The sequence below is a fragment of the Paenibacillus xylanexedens genome, from assembly GCF_007680605.1.
Lineage (GTDB): Bacteria > Bacillota > Bacilli > Paenibacillales > Paenibacillaceae > Paenibacillus > Paenibacillus xylanexedens_B.
This window is the reverse complement of record NZ_VEIO01000001.1, coordinates 1,534,579-1,552,813: the sequence shown is the minus strand read 5'-3', so window position 1 is coordinate 1,552,813 and position 18,235 is coordinate 1,534,579. Positions and strand designations below refer to the sequence as shown.

The window sequence follows — 18,235 nt, the reverse complement described above, 5'->3', positions numbered from 1 at the left end:
CTGCCTCCTTACGCATTCGTCTGTTTCTCCTCTAGAAAATTCTCATGTATGATCGTCACTTTAGAGGCGTTCCAGGCACTCACAGTTATCACACTTAACCGGAATTCAGATCCCGTTTCAAACGCAATGCGTCTCTCTTCTCCCGGCAAAAGGCCAAAATCATTGTCATCCAGATAGCAGCTCCAATCCTCGGGAAAATCGTGAATCATTACTCGAATTGCAGGCATGCTCCCGATGTTACGGATAATAATCACGCCGCTATTGTCATCTGTATAGACAGCAGACGCTTCCATTGAAGTACAAGGCAGTTCTCGTAGCGGTGCATTGGAAAGGTTCCCATACAGCATGAATGCTTGCTCAGCGTCCTTACCTTGGTATTCGTTGGCATCGTGCCGGTGTTCTCTCTCGAAAGCGAGAAGTTCCGCAGTCTTCGGCTGCGCATTGAACCAGTACCATTGATCAGAGATCAAACTCCCATTGGGAGCATGCAGTGTAACCGCCATAAGAAAAGGAGCAATGCATGAGGTTTCGGGCAGCTTGATTTCCAGCGTATCTATGCAGAGCGCCCGTCCCGGTTTAGCTGTTAAAGCCGGGTACTCCCATGTCATTATTTCGGTTAATTGACTGCCGTACAGTCTGACTTGTACCGTTACCTCTGCAAGTATTTCACGCGAATCATTGACGAGGTGTAAATCTGCGTGAAACATCTCTCCCGACTGCCATCCGTCCAGCTTCGTTGTCGTGATAAACGCATTTTGCGGACGGCAAGCTTGTTTCGCACGATAATAAGAGAGTTTAGCTGTCCCATAGAAATCGACGACTGCCCAGGAATGTCCAGGGAAGCTATCTGTAAATTTGTAATACCAATATCCACTTTTGTTGTTCCCCGTACCTGCTCGTTGAATATCTGCGGTGAGGCGGATGGCATCACCCTGTGCAGTCTGCGAATAGGTGATATAGTCAAACCAGTTGCGGATTGGTCCATACGCCGCGTACCGCATCACTTTAATGATATCTTTCAGACCAAACTGATGAAAATGAGCCTTCCATCCTCTGCTTTCCTCAGTCGGTGGAAAAGAAGACAACGCATCTTCCGGCATATACCGCAAACAGCTGGAAACATTCGTCTGGCTTGGAATGCCGAATTCGCCGTAAAAAACGGAAGGCATCGCTAACGTGGCTTCATCGAGCGGTTCGCCGCCATGATACACATTCCAGTTATGAGCACTGCCACCCCAAGGATCGGTTCGATGAAAAGGACGTGATGGATCATACTCGCGGCACCGCTTCCCGACTAGAAAAAGACCTTCGTCTGCCCCGCCATGCGGCCCATTTTCGTTGCCACCGCCCCACATCACCAAAGAAGGATGATTCCGCAGCCGTTTGACGGAAAGAACAGTTTGACGGTCAATGACACCCAGGTCAGTCAGAGGTGCATCGGGAGGCCCCCAACAGAGGGGAAACTCTTGATAGACCATAATGCCCTTTTCGTCACATAAGGTATAGAACTCATCAGTTTCCACAATGCCGCCGCCCCAAGCCCGGAGCATCTGAACATGGCCTCTGCGTGCCAGCTCCAGTAAACGTTCGTATTGCCCTTCCTTGGTTGTGAGCATGACGTCCGGCCAGCACCAATTCGCACCTTTTATGAAGATCGGTTCGCCATTAATGACAAATTTCCAGCGATAGTCTGTTTCAGGTGCGGTATCTATCATGGGTCGCATCTCAATCGTACGGATAGCAAAAGAAGTGAAGGCTGCACCTGTGTTAATTGATTTTGATTCCGCTGTCCATGCTGAGTTCAATATGCCCATTGAACGATTTGACATATCATCCGCATCTCGATCAGTACCTTCACAAGAGACTACTTGCAGCACAAGCTCGTAGAGAGGCTGTTCCCCATACCCTGACGGCCACCAGATCTTCGGATTGTTCAGTTTGACTTCGGTGGAGAATTTGCTTTTGCCATAGGGCACTGTAATAACAGCTGTAAATCGGCTCTGTTCATAACTTTCATATTGTTCTTTCATCCCAAGGGCTGGATTGTTTTTACTTGATGTCTCCCTGCGCACCTTATCGGTTTTCAGCCGGATCTGACCTTCGATGGTTATAGAAACCTGCTCAACAAGAGAACTATCTGCTGTAAATTCGATATGGAGAGTTGCCTCATTCGAAGTGAAAGACCTTGTTACAACATACGGATCAAGTAAAGCTATGTCTGGTTGACTCCTTATGCGCACATCTTTCCAGATGCCAAGCGATATGAGATGTCCATAGTGCCAGCCAAAGCCTGGACTTGGTTTCATCAGACCATTCCAGCTTTGAGGTGCCGGATCGATTCGAACAACGAGTTCATTGGCTTCATTCCATCGAACCAGATTAGTAACGTCATGAACCGGGCCGCCAAACATTCCTTGATGATGACCAAGCGATACGCCATTGAGAAATACGGTGCCGGAGTAATCAATGCCGTCAAATTCCAGGGAAAGCCGGCTTCCATCCCACTCCTTCGGCACTTCGAATGTGGTAGCAAACCACCACTCCGTACACTCCACGCGTGTTCGGCGGAACCAGACAGGTATGTCTTGTGGTGAACCATACTGTTCAAGTTCGTCAATCGTATTGGTATTCCAATGCGGGTCTTCCATGAAGCCCAAATCCATTAAAGCTTGCTGTACTGTTGCAGGAATACTGATCTCAAGCCAGTCCTCGCGCGAATGCTCAGGGTCGTACCAACGTTCACGCATTCCTTCGCTGGCGCGTGCCTTCCGTCCAAACCAACCTGTCGCAGGAGCAGGATCACCGGGATCAGCTGCTTCTCCTCCCTTCAGGCGCCATATGCCAGACAATAGCAGAGAATCCGATGTGGAAACAGTTGAGTACGCTGAACCGGACTCCTGGTCCTCCATCATATGCTGCATTTCAAGCATTACCGGGTGAATCGGAATACGACTATCCATATCCACCCAGGCATCTCCGTGAAGCGAAGAGCGGGCATAAGCCTCATCCTGAACTTCGTCGAGATAACGCTTACCTTTCTCGGAACGGTAATATGAGATGTTTGTCATCGTGCTAACACTCCATTCAGGCTCTGTGAATTTTGTAACTTTGTTTACTCGGTATGCGCTGATTCAACATGTTTTGTGGATGAGCACTGGCCGATAACCTTCCGGTACTTCCATCGAAACCGAGATTGCTTTAGGAGCAACGACTTCTAACTGAAATACCGACTCGTCTCCTTCCTTGCTGATCTCCCAGCGCACATCGATTCTTCCATCCCCCGGAAGGGGTACCGCGCCTTTGGCCCATTGCAGATCTCCAGGTTGGGGCGCAATCCGAACGTTCGTCCAACCGTCTGCGGTGGGGCGCACTCCGAGTACCATAGCTCCTAAAAAGTATCCCGGTGCAGCTGACCAGGCATGGCAATGACTGCGTGTCAGATCCTTCGGATTAGGTCTGTTCTCGGTAAATCCCGGGTACATCTCCCAGCAGGTTGTGGCCTCATGCTTCACCATCTCACCAAACTTCGCACGAATATCTTCAAGCATCGTATCGATCTCTCCGTTCATCATCAGCGCTTCATAATAAAAAAACGTCATGAACGGACTGCCGATTGCAACAAAATCTTTAGGCGGTGACTTTAAATAGGCGTTCAGCTTCTCCTTGCGCTCATCTGTTGCGACTCCGGTAATCAATGCGATCACCTGGGTCTGCATGCTAAATGTGCTGGAGGGAGAACCGTTGGCGTGGATACAGTCCAGGAAGGCCTGCCGCTCACTGCTCCATAGGTGCTTGTTTATAGCATGAATTAACAGATGGGACCTGGACTCGTAGTACAGGCCTGCCTCTGCGGCCCCTGCGAGTTCAGACAATCGTGCTGCATCTGCCAGCGTTCGTGCAAAAATGGCATTTTGATGGGTAACTGTCCCATCATTGGGTTGCTCCATCGGAGCCCAGTCGAGCAGGTTCCAGGCATGAATGGTTAATAATCCATGATCATCTATATATTGAAGGTAATGATCCAGCGTAAATTGAACCTTCGGCCAGATCGTTGATGCGAAGTTTCTGTTTCCGGTATGCCGGGCGTATTCAAGACAGGCAGTTACCCAAAAAAAAGTCCAGTTAGGGATGACACTGCTCCATCCGCTCGGCACTTGATCGACATAAAGGGGTGTCTGCTGACCTGATCCGGGCACTAGCTCAAGACAATGTTTTACAATATCCGTCGCACCAAAGACGTAATAGTTCACAAGTGCTTCATTACGGCTGTCCCCTACCCAGAACACCTGTTCATAGGTCGGGCAATCTACAAACGTATCTTCCATGCACAGCCGGGTCGTATGTTTGCTAATCTCCCAGATGTCATTCAAGAGTGGGTCTGAGCAATGGAAGCGGCCGATCTCTGCCACTGGATAATTGCTCTGCACAAGCGTCACACCAAACAGTCGAATAGGAGCTACATTCCCGTGAATTGTAAGCATTAGATAGCGCATTCCACGCCGCACAGGAGATTCATAGCTTTGTCTGCCTTCAAGGCATACATAACGTAGTGTATTATCTACGCCAAAGGTATCCTGCCTCCATCCGCCATCCATGTATTCGAATCCATAGGCATCAATGACCGTACCTTCCGGTGCCTCAACTTCAAATCGCAGATAACCAGACCATTCACGTCCAAAGTCCAGAATCAGCTCAAGGCCTTGACCTTCAACCATTGCCGGTATGATGGCTGGCCTGCGATTGGCAAAGCATACCTGCTGCAATGCTGCTGGCACGGCACGGCTCTGCTCTTTTCGCTTCCATATACTATAGGTAAAGATTGAAGCATCAGAGCTTAACATGGCAGGAAAAGCCCGCATCCATTTTCGGTAAACAATCAATTCTGAAGCCGAAGCGATTTTTCGACATTGTTCATACACATCTGCGTCCTGAAAAGCATTCCCATCCAAGGGCTGATTGCCGCCAAAGCCTTGATATGCACGCAGTGGGTCTGAACTCGGCTGATGATCAACATGCACCAGTGCCGCGAACGGGCCGATCAGCATAAATGGTGATTCGCCTGCCGTTTCTTCATCTATAAACGGCGAAACAACCGTAAATGAAACGTCACAGTCGATGCCAAAATGCAGACCACCACCATGATCGGGTCCAGCGAGTTCAATTAATAACAGATTGTCTCCGGGCTGTAGACTGACCCGCTGCAGCCGGCGTGGTCGTTCCCCTTCCATCGCTTCAGCGGTGTAATAGGTTCCGTTGAGGGTGATGCCGCGAAGCGCATGGAAAGCGCTGAAAAATCCGATCACCGCCTCAGCTTCACTGCTTGCACGGATAACTGCTGCCGCATATCCGGCAAAGGATACCGGGTTGGCATGCATTTTGCTGCCTGGCTCCATCGCTTCACGTACATCCAGCACATGGGTCCACGAGACGAGAGATACCTCTTTTAAAGACTCGACCCGGACCGGCCAAACCTCTTGGTCTGTCAATTCAGGAATATCGCTCGGGATCAGTTGCTTCCAAGGGGCATCCCCTGGCCTAGCGATGATCCGGGCGTTCGTCCAACCGTGCCTGGCAAAATCTATGTCTGTTTCTTTTCCAATCCAATCTATTTGTGAGTAGCGTGCATCCACCTGTTCGCTAAAACCAAGCTGGCAGGACATCCGTGAAGCCCTTCGCTCGTATCCGGCATATGGAGCGGTATGCCAAGTATCATCTGTAGCAACGATCAACTGCCTCTGCCGGGTAAGTGCTTCTGTCTGCGGAGAGAGCTGCTCCAGTTGAGCCAGCAGTCCTCCTTTACCCGGCAGATAGTTGAACGTAGCGACCCCGTAACTCATCACCAGAACAGCAATTACATTACTGCCAGGGCGCAGTAAATGTCCGACTTCGTGCACATGAAAGTTCAGTTCAAATGGCCAAGAGCGATTAGGTCCTCTTCCACACAAGACGCCGTTTACATACAGAACATAACGGGCATCTGCCGTAATCGAGACCTCTGCACCTTCGTAATCCCAATGCTGCAGCATAAATTGTTTTCGAAAAGAGCGCCATTCATTACGCGGCCATTCCTCAGCGCCTCCCCATATCCATGACGCTTTCCAGATGAAATCACTTGTTCCGTCTTTCGTCGGCAGTTCCCTCCCGCCAGTTGGCAACGTTTGATCCATATCTAAATCAACTCCCGTTCCATCAATGTTGGGCTGAAGCTAAACGTATGCGTCTCCATTCCCATCACTCCATGTTGCAAAACAAAAGGAGCTAAAACATCACGCTTTAGCTCCTCCCTTGCCCTTTCTTTTTCGGTCAAGTCGGTTTACAGACCGTGAGCTTGACGAAGCCGTTGGTATTCACTGTTATACCAAGCTGTAAATTCGTCTGCTCCGGCTTTTTTGAATGCAGCCAGTGCAGCCTGTTTGTTTGCTTCAAAGGCTTGCTCATCCTTGGAAAGAATAATCTTGGCTGCCTCGCGTGCTGCCAGCTCTTTCAGCTCAGCCTCCTGTTTTTTCAGTTTGTCATCCAGTGTTACACCTGGGATGGTGTTACGCCTAATGATTTCCTCGTCCGTCATGCCATTCATCCAGCTAGTGAACGTATTCAGTTTGCCTTCATCAATCAGCTTTTTAAATACCTCTCCTGAGTATGAAGCACCGTAATGCTGAGCGAAGTCTTTTTCAAGCGTTGTAGCTGCTTTTGACAAGGACTCCTCGGAGGTAAAGAGGTCAACCGGCATTTTGTCATTCGGATTCACCATATCTCCGCCGAGACCGATGATATTCCGATCAAGTGAAAGTCCCGTTGCTTCGTATGGTGCACCGCCTGCCGCTTTCAAAGCCAATGTTTCGTCCGTCAGTGCCGGTTTACCGTCAACCACTTTCCAGTGTTTACCTTCTACGCCGTTGTACATGGTGCGTGCACCTTCATAAGAGTAAATATAATTCAGGAATTCCATCGCTTTTTCAGGATTTTTGGATGTTTTGGAGATACTGTAGGCTTTATCCTGCCAGCCGAGTGGGTTCACTGCACCTGTCCAAGCCAGTTTGCCTGCGGGTACAACGAGATATCCTTTGCCTTCGCTTGCATGCTGTGCGTTGAAATCACCCATTGCCCAGGTCGCTGGACCAACAACGATCTGTCCTGCTGTTGCTTTAGCCATGTAATCATTGTTTTTCATCGTCAGGGAATCGGGATCAAGCAATCCTCTACGCTGCGCTTTATTGTAGAAATCAAGTGCTGTCCAGAAGTTGGAGGATTCATCGGTCAGATTGCTGATAAACTCGCTGCCGCCAACTTTGGATGCCGTCAGGTCACTTGTAGCACTCACACTTTCATTGAAGATGATTGGCGGAATCGTATAAGGCCACAGTCCCCAATCCTGCCACATGGACACGCCATAAACTTTCTTTCCGTCTTCCGTCTGCGGGTGTTTCTCTACGATTTGGGCAACAACGTCGAGCAAATCATCCATCGTTGCAATTTCAGGGGTGCCAATTTCTTTGTACCAGTCCCAGCGAATCGTTGGGCCAATGGTGATCGGTGCAATGGATGTCCCCGGTTTGGATTGTACTTGCGGCGGCAGGAAATACAATTTACCCGTGCCGTTGCTCCAGTTCTTTTTGCTGTAGTCTACAACGGTAGGAATGTTGGCTGTTATATCCTTGCCGGATTTGGCGAGCATATCGTCAAGTGGAACAATCAGATCCCCTTCAATTAATTGCTTCTGATATTTATTTACATTTGTGCGAACCAGGTCGGGCAGATCACCGCCGGCAAGCAATACATTGAATTTGTTTTCGTCTGCTTCAACGTATTCAATCTTGACCCCGATTTTTTCGGCAATGGCCTGAGCGACCTCGTTGTTTTGCTGTGTATTCCATTTGGAGCCGGTCTCCATAATTAGCACACGCAACGTAACAAGATCTTGGTTAGAACCACTGTCTGGTGTACCGGATTCGCCAGTACCAGTCTGGCCTGTTCCTCCACTCGTACAGGCTGCAAGCAGCAAAGACGTCATCATGAGCAAGGCCATTACTCGGCGGAACGTTTTTTTAGTTCTCATGTCATAACCCTCCTGTTTTTTTCTTCTATAATTATCGGCATTATGCCGGATAATCCAATCTCGTTGCAACACTTTTTAGCCAACAAGCCTTATCCCTTAACGGCACCCATCATGATTCCTTTCACGAAGTACCGCTGCAGCATCGGATACACAAGAACAATCGGCAAGGTAACCAGCATCGTGATTGTCATGCGGATAGACTGAGGTGTGAGTGTTCGAACTACATCTCCCCGGGTTAATTCCTCTGTTGACATGTTGGACAGGTTACTGGATTGGTTCAGGAAATTATAGAGCACCAGTTGCAATGTTTGCAGCTTCGGGTTTTCGACCAGGAAAAAGTTATCAAACCAGGTATTCCATTGACCTACGGCAGAGAACACGGCAATGGTGGCAATGATCGGCATTGAGAGCGGGAAAATAATACTGCGATAGATCCGGAAATATCCTGCTCCGTCAATCTTCGCTGATTCCTCAAGAGAGGCAGGAAGCTGTTCAATGAACGTTTTGATCAAAATAATGTTAAAGCCAGACATCGCACTAGGGATGATGTATAGCAGAAAATTATTTTGTAGGCCATATGCTTTCATCGTTAGATACCACGGGATAAAACCAGCGTTAAAATACATGGTAATGAGGACAAAACGGTAAATGATTTTACGATACGGCATCTCTTCTTTGGTGATCAGATAGGCGAAGAACGAACAGCTGAATACGGTAATCAATGTACCTAGCACCGTTCTGGAGACACTGACCAGTGCAGCATCAATAATCCCGGGCAATTGCACCGTTGCTTTATAGGCTTCAAGAGAGAATCCGGCTGGCCAGAAATATACCCCCTTCTGAACCTCAATCGGATCACTGATGGAATAGATGAAAATGTAATAGAACGGGTAAATCGTGATGATGACCAAAAGTGACAGCACGATGTAGTTAAACAGTGTGAACGTCAGGTCTTTCCAATCGGTATGGCGGACGGGACGAAGCGTCTGTCCTGCGGGTTGTGTGCGCATATCGGTTTTGCTCCTTTCCCTGCGAGTCAGACGATGCCTTGACCGCGTACTTTCTTGGATAAAATGTTAACACTGAACAGCAGCAGAACACTGATTACCGTTTTGAAAATCCCCACAGCTGTGGAGTACGAGTAATCTCCGGTCACAAGACCAAGACGGTACACATACAGGTCAAGTACCTCAATCCGATCCGCGATCATAACGTTACTGAATACAAGATATTGTTCGAATCCTGCCGAGAGCAGGTTACTGACCGAGAGCAACAGAAGCACGATAAACGTTGGCATGATGCTGGGCAGTGTAATATGCCAGATGGTACGCATACGCCCGGCGCCATCCACCTTCGCTGCATCGTATTGCTCGCTGTCTATGCCCACGATGGCTGCCAGATAGATGATGGCACTCCATCCTGCGGATTTCCACAGTAACAGCAAGGTCTGCACCGTCCATACCCGGTCATAATTTCCGAGGATATCCACGGGCGGATTGCCGATGCCTGTTTTCATCATAATGGAATTGACTGCCCCCTCCGTGCTGAACATGCTGAAGGCCAGTGAAAACACGATGATCCAGCTGATGTAGTTCGGCAATGTGGACACCGTCTGTACCAGCCTTTTGAACCAGCCTGCGCGAACCTCCGATATTAAAATGGCGAGAAGCATCGGCACTGGTGCTGTTGCGATGGACAGTACGCTAAGGGCTAGCGTGTTCGCGAGTACAGGACCCATTCGCGGATCATCAAACATGTTCCGGAAGTTTTCCAGCCCTAGAAACGGGGTGTGTTGCAATGGAATGCCCGGTTTATAGTCGAAGAATGCATAAACCCATCCGAATAACGGTACATAACTGAACGCTAGTGTAAACAGGACAAAGGGTGCCGCTAGCAACAACAGATGAATGCCGTCTTTACGATTTAGCTTGCCGGCTTTTTTGGTAACAGAACTTTTCAGCGTTTCGGTTCGTTGCATATGAATTTCTCCTTTGTGCGTGTGCTTTCGTTTTGGCTTATTCATATGATAGCGCTTTCTTAAAGGCGCTTGAATGAAACTTCCCCCGATCTGCTTGAAAAAAATATTACCGTCTCTCAAGTCAACTTGAACGATCTTAAGATGTTTCTTGAACAAATCAGACAACTATAATTGAAAAAAAGCTCTCATGGTTCGCCTTTCGGGCGAAAACATGAGAGCTTCTATGGAGAAGCTAAGAAGCTACCTTATTTCAGTTCAATTATCCTATAGCTCCATTGAATAAGTAACACTTTTTATCGACGTGCTGGCAAAGTAATTATAACTTTCGCGCCCTGATCAGTTGGAACAAATTGAATGCCATATTCAGCCCCATAATATAAACGAATCCGTTTATTGACGTTGTTCAGGCCAATACCGCTGCCTCCAGCCGTAGACTTGGGTGATTCTCCCCTCGCTAACTTTTCATTTAAAGCTTCCAGCATCCCCGTGTCCATGCCTACCCCGGAATCGGCAACGCTCAACATTAGTTGATTCTCATCCCCGGTGGCCTCGATCCGAATTTGGATGGCAAAGTCCTCGCTCTGTCTGCCAGATGCAATCGAGTTCTCCAACAACGGCTGTAAAATAAAGCGTGGAACCTGACAATCCATCCATTGTTCCTGTACGTCCATGGTGAACGTAATGTTATTGTTAAATCGCATGTTAATGATCTTCAGATAGTTGTCCACATACGACAGTTCATCACGCAGCGTACACATCGAATCTTTACTAGAGAACACGGGACGCAAAATATTTCCCAACGCAACAATCGTATTCACGATGTTGTCTGCCTTGACAATGACAGCCATCCAACGAATCATGTTCAATGTATTGTAAAGGAAATGTGGATTGATCTGGTATTGCAAAGCCTCCAGCTCCAGTTCCCTTTTCTTCTCTTGGATTTCATTATTTTTCTCCACGAGCTCCACCATACTCAGCGACATTTCATTAAAGCGGCGGATCACCGTGCCGAGCTCGTTATTCGGTACATGATCAACGGTAACGCCGAGTTCACCGCGACTCATGTCCTTCATTTTGCCCGATAATTGGTTCAGTGGTTTAATTATTTTGCGCAACCAGAAGTAGGAAGCGATAAAGATCGCCAGCACACTTATGGTGAACACCAATATAAGCATACGTTGAACGCCAAGAATCTGGTCTGCATACTGACTGAGCGGAATCTCTTTCAGCAGAAACCAGCCACCATTATGGAGTTTATAATAAACCACCTGCATGTTGCGTCCTGCCTTTTCATCATCCAGACTTCCGTAAGCGCCGTTCTCAAGGTCCTCACCTGGCTTGAAGTGGCTGGGGGTTCCCACCCGACCCTCCTCACTGGCTGATATAACCGTTCCGTCAGCGCTCGCGATATACATGTCGCCTTCTTCCCGGTTCAGTGCGGTAGAATAGATCGAAGAAAGATAACGTTCATCGATATTAAAAATTAAAGTGGCGCTTGTATTCGGATCATAAATCGCTCGTGTACCCCGCATCAGACTGATTAAATAGCCGTCATCTTTACCTGTCAGATATGGGTTGTAGAATGATTTTTTGATTCCGGAATGAATGATCAGACGAGGATACCGTTCAATGGTCTGATGGAAAGGCTCAGAGGTGAAAAAGCTTTGCTGCCATGCCTCCCGATCATAGACAAGAGTCCGCTTCTGACTTCCGCCTACAGCACCCAGATTGTTTGCCGTAATATAGATGGAATCGATATAATTGTAGTTATCAATAAAATCCGCGATGACTCGCTGTACATCATTTTTGGATTCCAGAAATTCTTCTTCCGTTTTCTCCGAAATTTTATACAAAAATCGTTGAATGTGATCATCACGCAGAAACAGCATCGATAACCGATCGATCTCTTTGACCAATCCGCCGATGTTGTGATCCAGCTGCTGGAATTGCTGGTACAGTAGTCGTTCATTCTGAATCTTGACCATATTTTGCATAAATGAATAAATAAAATAAGAAGCCCCCGCCATGACGGCGAGGCTAATGATCATAATATAAAGAATAAGCTGCGTTCTCAGTTGTCTCGATGCAAACAGCGCCTGAAAGACTTTCTTCATTTTATTGCACCCTCTTGTCATGGAGCGTGGTTTGTCTGCGATATTCATTAGGGTTGAGGCCGGTGATTTTTTTGAACACTTTGCTAAAATACGTATACTCAGGCGAAAAACCGACCAAAGCGGGTACATCAAAAGAACGCATCTGACTCTGCGCAAGCAGTTCTTTGGCACGTTCGATACGGTATCGGTTAACGTAATCAATGTACGTAATCTGAAGTTCTTTACGAAACAGGTTACTGAGATAACCCGGACTTAGACCGACATGATCTGCGACCATCTGAAGGCTGATATTGTCCGTATAATGACGCTTGATATAGTCGATGGCGCGGGTAATTTCATCACTCATTTGTAAGCGCTTGCGAATCAACTCGACAAGCGTGTTCATATAAACGAGAATTTGCTCCAGCATATCAGGCAGTGTATCACAGGTTTCCAGTTCTTCCGTCATGCTGACCAGCAGCGTCTTTTCATTGTTGTGATCATATACATGTGTGTTAATCCATTGAACGAACTGATAAATTGTCAATTCCAACGTTTTGCGTTCTTCGCACAAACCGCCTTCGAGCTCATCCAAAAACTGATCATATTCCTTCTGTTTCAGTGGAGGGAGCAACTCCTTTATCGCGCTATGGTTGCGAATCTGTTCCATTCGTACAAGCACGCCGGAACGATCAGCACGCCCGGTTCCCTGATGCTGCTGACCCGGGCCGGTAATGAATTTGCGCTGCAATGCCCGCTTGGCTTCAGCATATTGTCTGGGAAGTGAATCATATCCTCCGTTCACACTGCTGATTCCAAAGGAAACCGTACAGTTAAAATAATGACGGATCGTATCCTGCACATGTTCAAGCAATTGGTGAATCTCCTGCACGATCGCCTGCTCAGACAATATATCGGCAAAATGTAGCACCAGCGCGTAGTGCTGGTCATTAATCTGAACGGCTTCTCCCCGTTTGTAACTCGTCATGATCTCTCCCAAAATGTTCAGCAACGACATCTTGACCAGATGACCATGCTCATCATGAAAACGTTCCTTGAGCGAAAAATAACGATCAACTTCCATAACACAGACCACGAGCCGAACAGGAGAAAGACGTAGGCCACTCTCCGTCACAAACCGGGAGAATTCTTCTGTGGAAAAGATACGATAAAACATAAAGTCCTTAAACATCTTTTCCTTTACCAGTTCGATATCCGGTGAAGTTGAACCTGCTCTTCCCTGCACCTGGTTCTGCTGCTGATCCAATTCTTCCCTAACACCGGTCAGTACTTGCTCAATCTCTTCTTCCGTCATCGTTAGCTTTAATATATAGCTGGATACATCCAGTTTCAGCGCCTTACGGGCCAGTTCAAACTCTTCCAGACAAGAAAGTACAACGATACGCGTGTGTTTATCTAGGTTACGGATGTTTGTAATCAGCTCCATGCCATCCATTCTGGGCATACTGATATCGGTAATGACCACGTCGGGTTTCTCACGTTCATAATAATCCCATGCGGCAAGACCATCGGGGAAATCAGCGGTAACCTCTAACCCGAACTTGCTCCATTCCACGGAATTTTTCAGTCCGATCCGAACCAGCATTTCATCTTCGACGATCATCACCTTATACATGCATTAAACCCCCTTCAATATCAAAATCCAGTCATTCCCTCTTCCGCTTGTTGGGGCTGTAAAACGTTCAATGCCTTGATTCAGTATTGCTAAATCAGAAGAAACATCTATCGTTTCTCCTGTTCTCGGACAGAACCATGTTGCTTTCACGTGCTTGCCCTCAATATACCCCATGACCACGTCCACATACAAGCCATTGGGCAGATAAATGTAAACGCTATATTTATTTTGTAGACTCACTGCTCGATTCTCCCCTGCCCGATTCTGATGAATCAAGTCCATGTTAGGCCGCAGATCAGAGCTAAGTTCATGTTCAAGCAGTGTACGTACATGCTTCATCTGTTCTGCTCCGGGACGATGTAATGCCTCTCGCCATTCCATAATGAAATAATCTCCTTGACGGTTGGACTCTACAAGATCATCCGTACCTTGATACATGGACCATATGGAATGGTGACCGTAAGTGTGACCGAATGCCCCTGAAAATAACGCATAGTATGCGGCCTTCCTCACATCTGTGGCATCAAAATAACCCTGCTCTCCACGAAATCCGATAGGAATGTCTTCGTAACATGGCTCGGCATCAAGTGTTGGCTTCACAGGCTTTCGTTCATAGTCCTGCTGTACACGCCGATCATTGGTTATCTCTCGTTCGCCGTGACCGGATTGGATCATATTGAAGTCTAGCCATGGCTCTTCATGGAGCTGTCTCGAGGATGAATCACATCCAGGTGGATGAAAGGTCATCAATTGCATCGCACCACCTTCTTTTAATCCTCTCGCCATTGAAGTAACAATGTCAAAGTGCAACTTGGTCTCCAGCGGGCGATCTCCTCCAAGCACCCAAATGACTTGTGGGTGTGAGCCGTATCGTTCACCTAGCCATTTTCCATACGTAAAAGCATGTTCTGGCGTGAAAATTTCCGGACCTTTTCCCCACTTTTGATTGAACTTGTCACCCCAAGTCGGCAGCAAAGCAACATATAGCCCAAGACTGGCAGCCAGCTCAAGCATGGCATTCACATGATGCCAGTATGAATACACCCCATCGCTATCTGGCCGGGTTGGGTCAGGTTGACCCTGTTCATCCATATATAAAGGAAGCCTGCCATAAGCATTTTCGGTTGTGATTCCGCTGAATTCAGCCAGTAGAACCGTCTGGATAACCGTGAAACGTTGTTGAGCTCTTGTACGCAAATAATGTTCGCTTTCTTCCCGGTTTAAACGATGCAAAAGCTCCCATGCTGTATCCCCAAGCCAGAAAAAGGGAACGCCCTGCGATGTTTCCAGATATCGTCCATTCGCAGACACTCGAAGCGCTGTAAGGTTATGGTTTTTTCCGACGTTTACTTGACGGTGTGATGGATGACTTGTTGCTTTTCCTATCCCTGTTCCATGATTATTGTTTGGCGAATTGGCACACATCGTTGTTAACACTCCTCTATTGGTGAAGATTTTGAACGCGTAAAATTACGTTGAATTTCCATGCCGTTGCCTTAAAATCTGTTCCCTTATGAAAAGCATAAAATGCCGTTTTGCTTTCGTAAAGACTGTTTTACCGTATAATCGTTCAACCGTGCTTGGTTTTGTTCAACCTCATTCGCTTTTTTTCAAACGTTTCAGAGGATATTTCAATTCTGTATTTTATTGTAAACGCTATCATTTGAAGTGCCGCTAATGCTTTGGGCGGTAAACTTCTTTAAAGGAGAGATGAGATGAAAAGTAGATCCGAACGTTTTGCTTCACGCTGGGGGATTCCTGTCCTCATCACCGCGATGCTGGCATCGCTTATTCCCGTCCCTGCCCAAGTCCACGCAGAACAGAGCCAGAATCATACCACTACTAGCACCAGTCACACGATTTCAATTGAAACGAATAACGTCATTCAGGATGATTTTCTTGGCGTGGGTGTGAACACCATTCCGACAGCGCTCATGCCCGGACAGATGCAGTACGGGTATACCGAAGCACATTGGGAGATCGATAAAAAACGTATTCAAACCATTCAGCCCAAGGTAGCCAGAGTCTGGTTTCAGATTGACTGGATAGAGCCCTCCAAAGGAACATATACATGGGACAGCGCCAAAATGAAAGCTTTTTACAAGTACCTCGACGCGTTTAAGGCTGCGGGAACCGAAATTGAACTGAACTTCGGCTGGAAGGTCGGCTCCTCAGTACATGATTGGTTCTCCATACCAGGCATCGATCCTTGGACAAGTGCACCTGCAGATCTGGATGCTTATGCTGTCTCTGCTTCTGCCCTGCTGGAGGAGCTGATTTTGAACAGAGGTTATGACAACGTGAAGTACCTTACCTTTTATAATGAGCCAAACGGCAGTTGGGACTTTGAAGCTCCGGGAGATCAGAAGGCATACTACGCAGAAATGGTCAATAAAGTTAGCGCCCGATTGACTGCGGATGGTCTCCGCAATCGGGTTGAAATCTGGGGCCCTGAGGAAACAGGCGCTCCAGCCTGGATTGAGTATATGAAGCAACATGCCGATGATGCTATCGATGGATACAGCTTTCATGTGTACGGTGAATCATACGAAGGCCTAGGCAATGCTTTTTCCCTACGCAAAGGTTATGTCGGTAATAAACCGCTTCATCTGACTGAATTCGGCTGGGCGGATGATCAGGCAAGCAACTGGGATGCCGGTTATGCCAACTCGGTAATTCAAACGGCCAATATGGGTGTGAAATCAGCTTTGATGTGGCAGTTAAACGGAGTCTGGACGAACGACCCTACAGGAGGAACCAATGGAACCTATACGATGTGGGATGCGGTCGTACTCGGGCTCACCCCCCGCAAAACCTTTTATATTGCAGGTATGCTAAACCGTTATATTCCGGAACATAGTGAAGTGCTTGCGGTTAACACAGGCGGTTCCACCGATGTTCGTGCTGCAGCCTTCAGAGGTACCGATGGCAATTATACGGTGCTCGTTGAATCCAAAGCAGGCTCTAGCAAAGAAATTACACTTGATTTTGGGGATACTCCAGTGAATAAAACGTTTCGCAAGCTGGTTTACAAAAATGACGTAACGCCAGAAAGCAATGCGGTGCTTCCTCCCGTTACAGCAACGTTCCCTGGAGGTACATCACTTACAGACAGTACAGTTGACGGAGATTACAATGTCATCATTTACACCACCCAGCCTGCGCAAACCCAAGTAAAACTGGACGAAGTGAATCCAACCGTTCGCTCAGGAGAGTCCATTACTCTTGCTGCTAATGTCATTGATCATACGGGAGGTGTGACTTGGAGCGTTGTTGGGCAAAACAACGGTTCAATTAACAGCAGCGGCGTATATCAGCCACCTCAAGTGACAGATGAAACCCTTATCGCGATTCGTGCCACAAGTACTGCCGATCCATCTGCATACGGCGTTGCTCTTGTGCGGGTACTCCCCGCTTTACAAACGGGTAAGGTTGATGTTCCAACGTTCAGTCTGAATCAACACGTATTCCCAAGCTCTGAGGTGCTCTATCTGGAGAGAGCGACTAGCGGAGCTCAGATCCGCTATACAACAGACGGCAGCGAACCAACGGCGCAATCTACACTGTATGTCCGGCCAATCATTTTGAACGAAGGTTCTCTTGCTCTCTACAAAGCCAAAGCCTTCAAGCCAGACATGCAGCCTTCCGGTACGGTGTCTTCACTCTATCAGATCGGTCAGATCAGCAGCGCACCGGATGGATATAAGTTATGTATGATTGAGAATGGTGGAGATTGTTATTTCCAAGGGAAAGCGGTCGTTGCTTACGGTGCAGACGGATTGTTTAATTATTCGGTTCAGGAAAACGGTGTAGCCTGTACAAGTGCCCTCTTAGGTGATCCGATCCCGGGTGTAAACAAGCGCTGCTTCGTAAATCCAGATATTCCGGATGAGCTCCCGGTAGTCACATTGTTCAACGCTGGTTTTGAGAAACCCGCTACAACGTCAGCCAAACCGGGACCGATGACTAACGGTTGGGTATTTGATAGCCGTTCCGGTGTACAGCATAATAATGGCCCGTTTCAAGCGCCTACCGCTCCTCAAGGCGTACAGACCGGTTATCTGAAAACGGATGGTGGTGTGTCCGGTACATTGAGCCAGTCCATTCACTTCAAGCCCGGCACATATCAAATGTCGTTCAAAGCAGCGAAGAGAACCAGCTTCGGAGGCACTCAGTCCTTTGATGTTTATTTCGATGATCAAGTTATCGGCTCCTATCAGCCTGAGTCGGGTAGCTTCGAAACGTTCAGAACCGATGCTTTTGAGACGAACGGTGGAAAGCATACGATCAAGTTTGTAGCAACGACTACACAAGGTGACAATACAGCCTTTATTGATGATGTACGTATTACACTGCCTTGATCGGCTACGGACATATTAGTAAAGCAATAACACCTACGTATCGCTGACATCCATACTGGACATGCACAAAAAGGACGAGGCAGCATGAATCTGCTTCGTCCCTTTTTAGCT

Annotated in this window: 9 protein-coding genes; 1 reads left to right on the top strand and 8 read right to left on the bottom strand. The window is 47.6% G+C overall.

What is annotated here, in order from left to right; genetic code table 11:
• Nucleotides 1-8 precede the first annotated feature (8 nt).
• The 8 genes from FS818_RS06835 to FS818_RS06800 all read right to left on the bottom strand — a co-directional run bounded on the left by FS818_RS06835 (nucleotide 9) and on the right by FS818_RS06800 (nucleotide 15,188).
• Entirely contained in the window at nucleotides 9-3,068 is a 3,060-nt protein-coding gene (locus FS818_RS06835) for a glycoside hydrolase family 2 protein (RefSeq protein WP_145330789.1), read from the bottom strand.
• Between the two features lie 63 nt (nucleotides 3,069-3,131).
• On the bottom strand, nucleotides 3,132-6,167 hold the full coding sequence (locus FS818_RS06830; protein ID WP_145330787.1) for a family 78 glycoside hydrolase catalytic domain: 3,036 nt from the start codon (nucleotides 6,165-6,167) through the stop codon (nucleotides 3,132-3,134).
• A gap of 146 nt (nucleotides 6,168-6,313) precedes the next feature.
• A complete protein-coding gene (locus tag FS818_RS06825; RefSeq protein ID WP_145330785.1) occupies nucleotides 6,314-8,056 on the bottom strand; it encodes an extracellular solute-binding protein in 1,743 nt (580 codons plus the stop codon).
• Between the two features lie 89 nt (nucleotides 8,057-8,145).
• Entirely contained in the window at nucleotides 8,146-9,066 is a 921-nt protein-coding gene (locus tag FS818_RS06820) for a carbohydrate ABC transporter permease (protein ID WP_145330783.1), read from the bottom strand.
• A 26-nt stretch (nucleotides 9,067-9,092) separates the two neighbouring features.
• Nucleotides 9,093-10,034, bottom strand: coding sequence for an ABC transporter permease (locus tag FS818_RS06815; protein WP_145330781.1), 942 nt, complete (start codon nucleotides 10,032-10,034; stop codon nucleotides 9,093-9,095).
• Nucleotides 10,035-10,327: 293 nt separating this feature from the next.
• Nucleotides 10,328-12,148, bottom strand: a complete 1,821-nt coding sequence (locus tag FS818_RS06810) for a cache domain-containing sensor histidine kinase (protein WP_145330779.1) — start codon at nucleotides 12,146-12,148, stop codon at nucleotides 10,328-10,330.
• 1 nt (nucleotide 12,149) lies between these two features.
• Nucleotides 12,150-13,763 carry a response regulator gene (locus FS818_RS06805; protein WP_145330777.1) on the bottom strand — a complete coding sequence of 538 codons (1,614 nt, stop codon included), beginning with the start codon at nucleotides 13,761-13,763 and terminating at the stop codon, nucleotides 12,150-12,152.
• 3 nt (nucleotides 13,764-13,766) lie between these two features.
• Nucleotides 13,767-15,188, bottom strand: a complete 1,422-nt coding sequence (locus tag FS818_RS06800; protein ID WP_145330775.1) for a glycoside hydrolase family 140 protein — start codon at nucleotides 15,186-15,188, stop codon at nucleotides 13,767-13,769.
• Nucleotides 15,189-15,478: 290 nt separating this feature from the next.
• On the opposite strand from FS818_RS06800, the gene FS818_RS06795 reads away from it, so the two are divergent.
• A complete protein-coding gene (locus FS818_RS06795; RefSeq protein WP_145330773.1) occupies nucleotides 15,479-18,124 on the top strand; it encodes a chitobiase/beta-hexosaminidase C-terminal domain-containing protein in 2,646 nt (881 codons plus the stop codon).
• Nucleotides 18,125-18,235 lie beyond the last annotated feature (111 nt).

Bases quoted from the DNA above. Each gene is read 5' to 3' on its own strand.
- FS818_RS06795 (WP_145330773.1), top strand. From the start codon at position 15,479: ATGAAAAGTAGATCCGAACGTTTTGCTTCACGCTGGGGGATTCCTGTC.
- FS818_RS06810 (WP_145330779.1), bottom strand. From the start codon at position 12,148: ATGAAGAAAGTCTTTCAGGCGCTGTTTGCATCGAGACAACTGAGAACG.
- FS818_RS06825 (WP_145330785.1), bottom strand. From the start codon at position 8,056: ATGAGAACTAAAAAAACGTTCCGCCGAGTAATGGCCTTGCTCATGATG.
- FS818_RS06835 (WP_145330789.1), bottom strand. From the start codon at position 3,068: ATGACAAACATCTCATATTACCGTTCCGAGAAAGGTAAGCGTTATCTC.
- FS818_RS06820 (WP_145330783.1), bottom strand. From the start codon at position 9,066: ATGCGCACACAACCCGCAGGACAGACGCTTCGTCCCGTCCGCCATACC.
- FS818_RS06815 (WP_145330781.1), bottom strand. From the start codon at position 10,034: ATGCAACGAACCGAAACGCTGAAAAGTTCTGTTACCAAAAAAGCCGGC.
- FS818_RS06800 (WP_145330775.1), bottom strand. From the start codon at position 15,188: ATGTGTGCCAATTCGCCAAACAATAATCATGGAACAGGGATAGGAAAA.
- FS818_RS06805 (WP_145330777.1), bottom strand. From the start codon at position 13,763: ATGTATAAGGTGATGATCGTCGAAGATGAAATGCTGGTTCGGATCGGA.
- FS818_RS06830 (WP_145330787.1), bottom strand. From the start codon at position 6,167: ATGGATCAAACGTTGCCAACTGGCGGGAGGGAACTGCCGACGAAAGAC.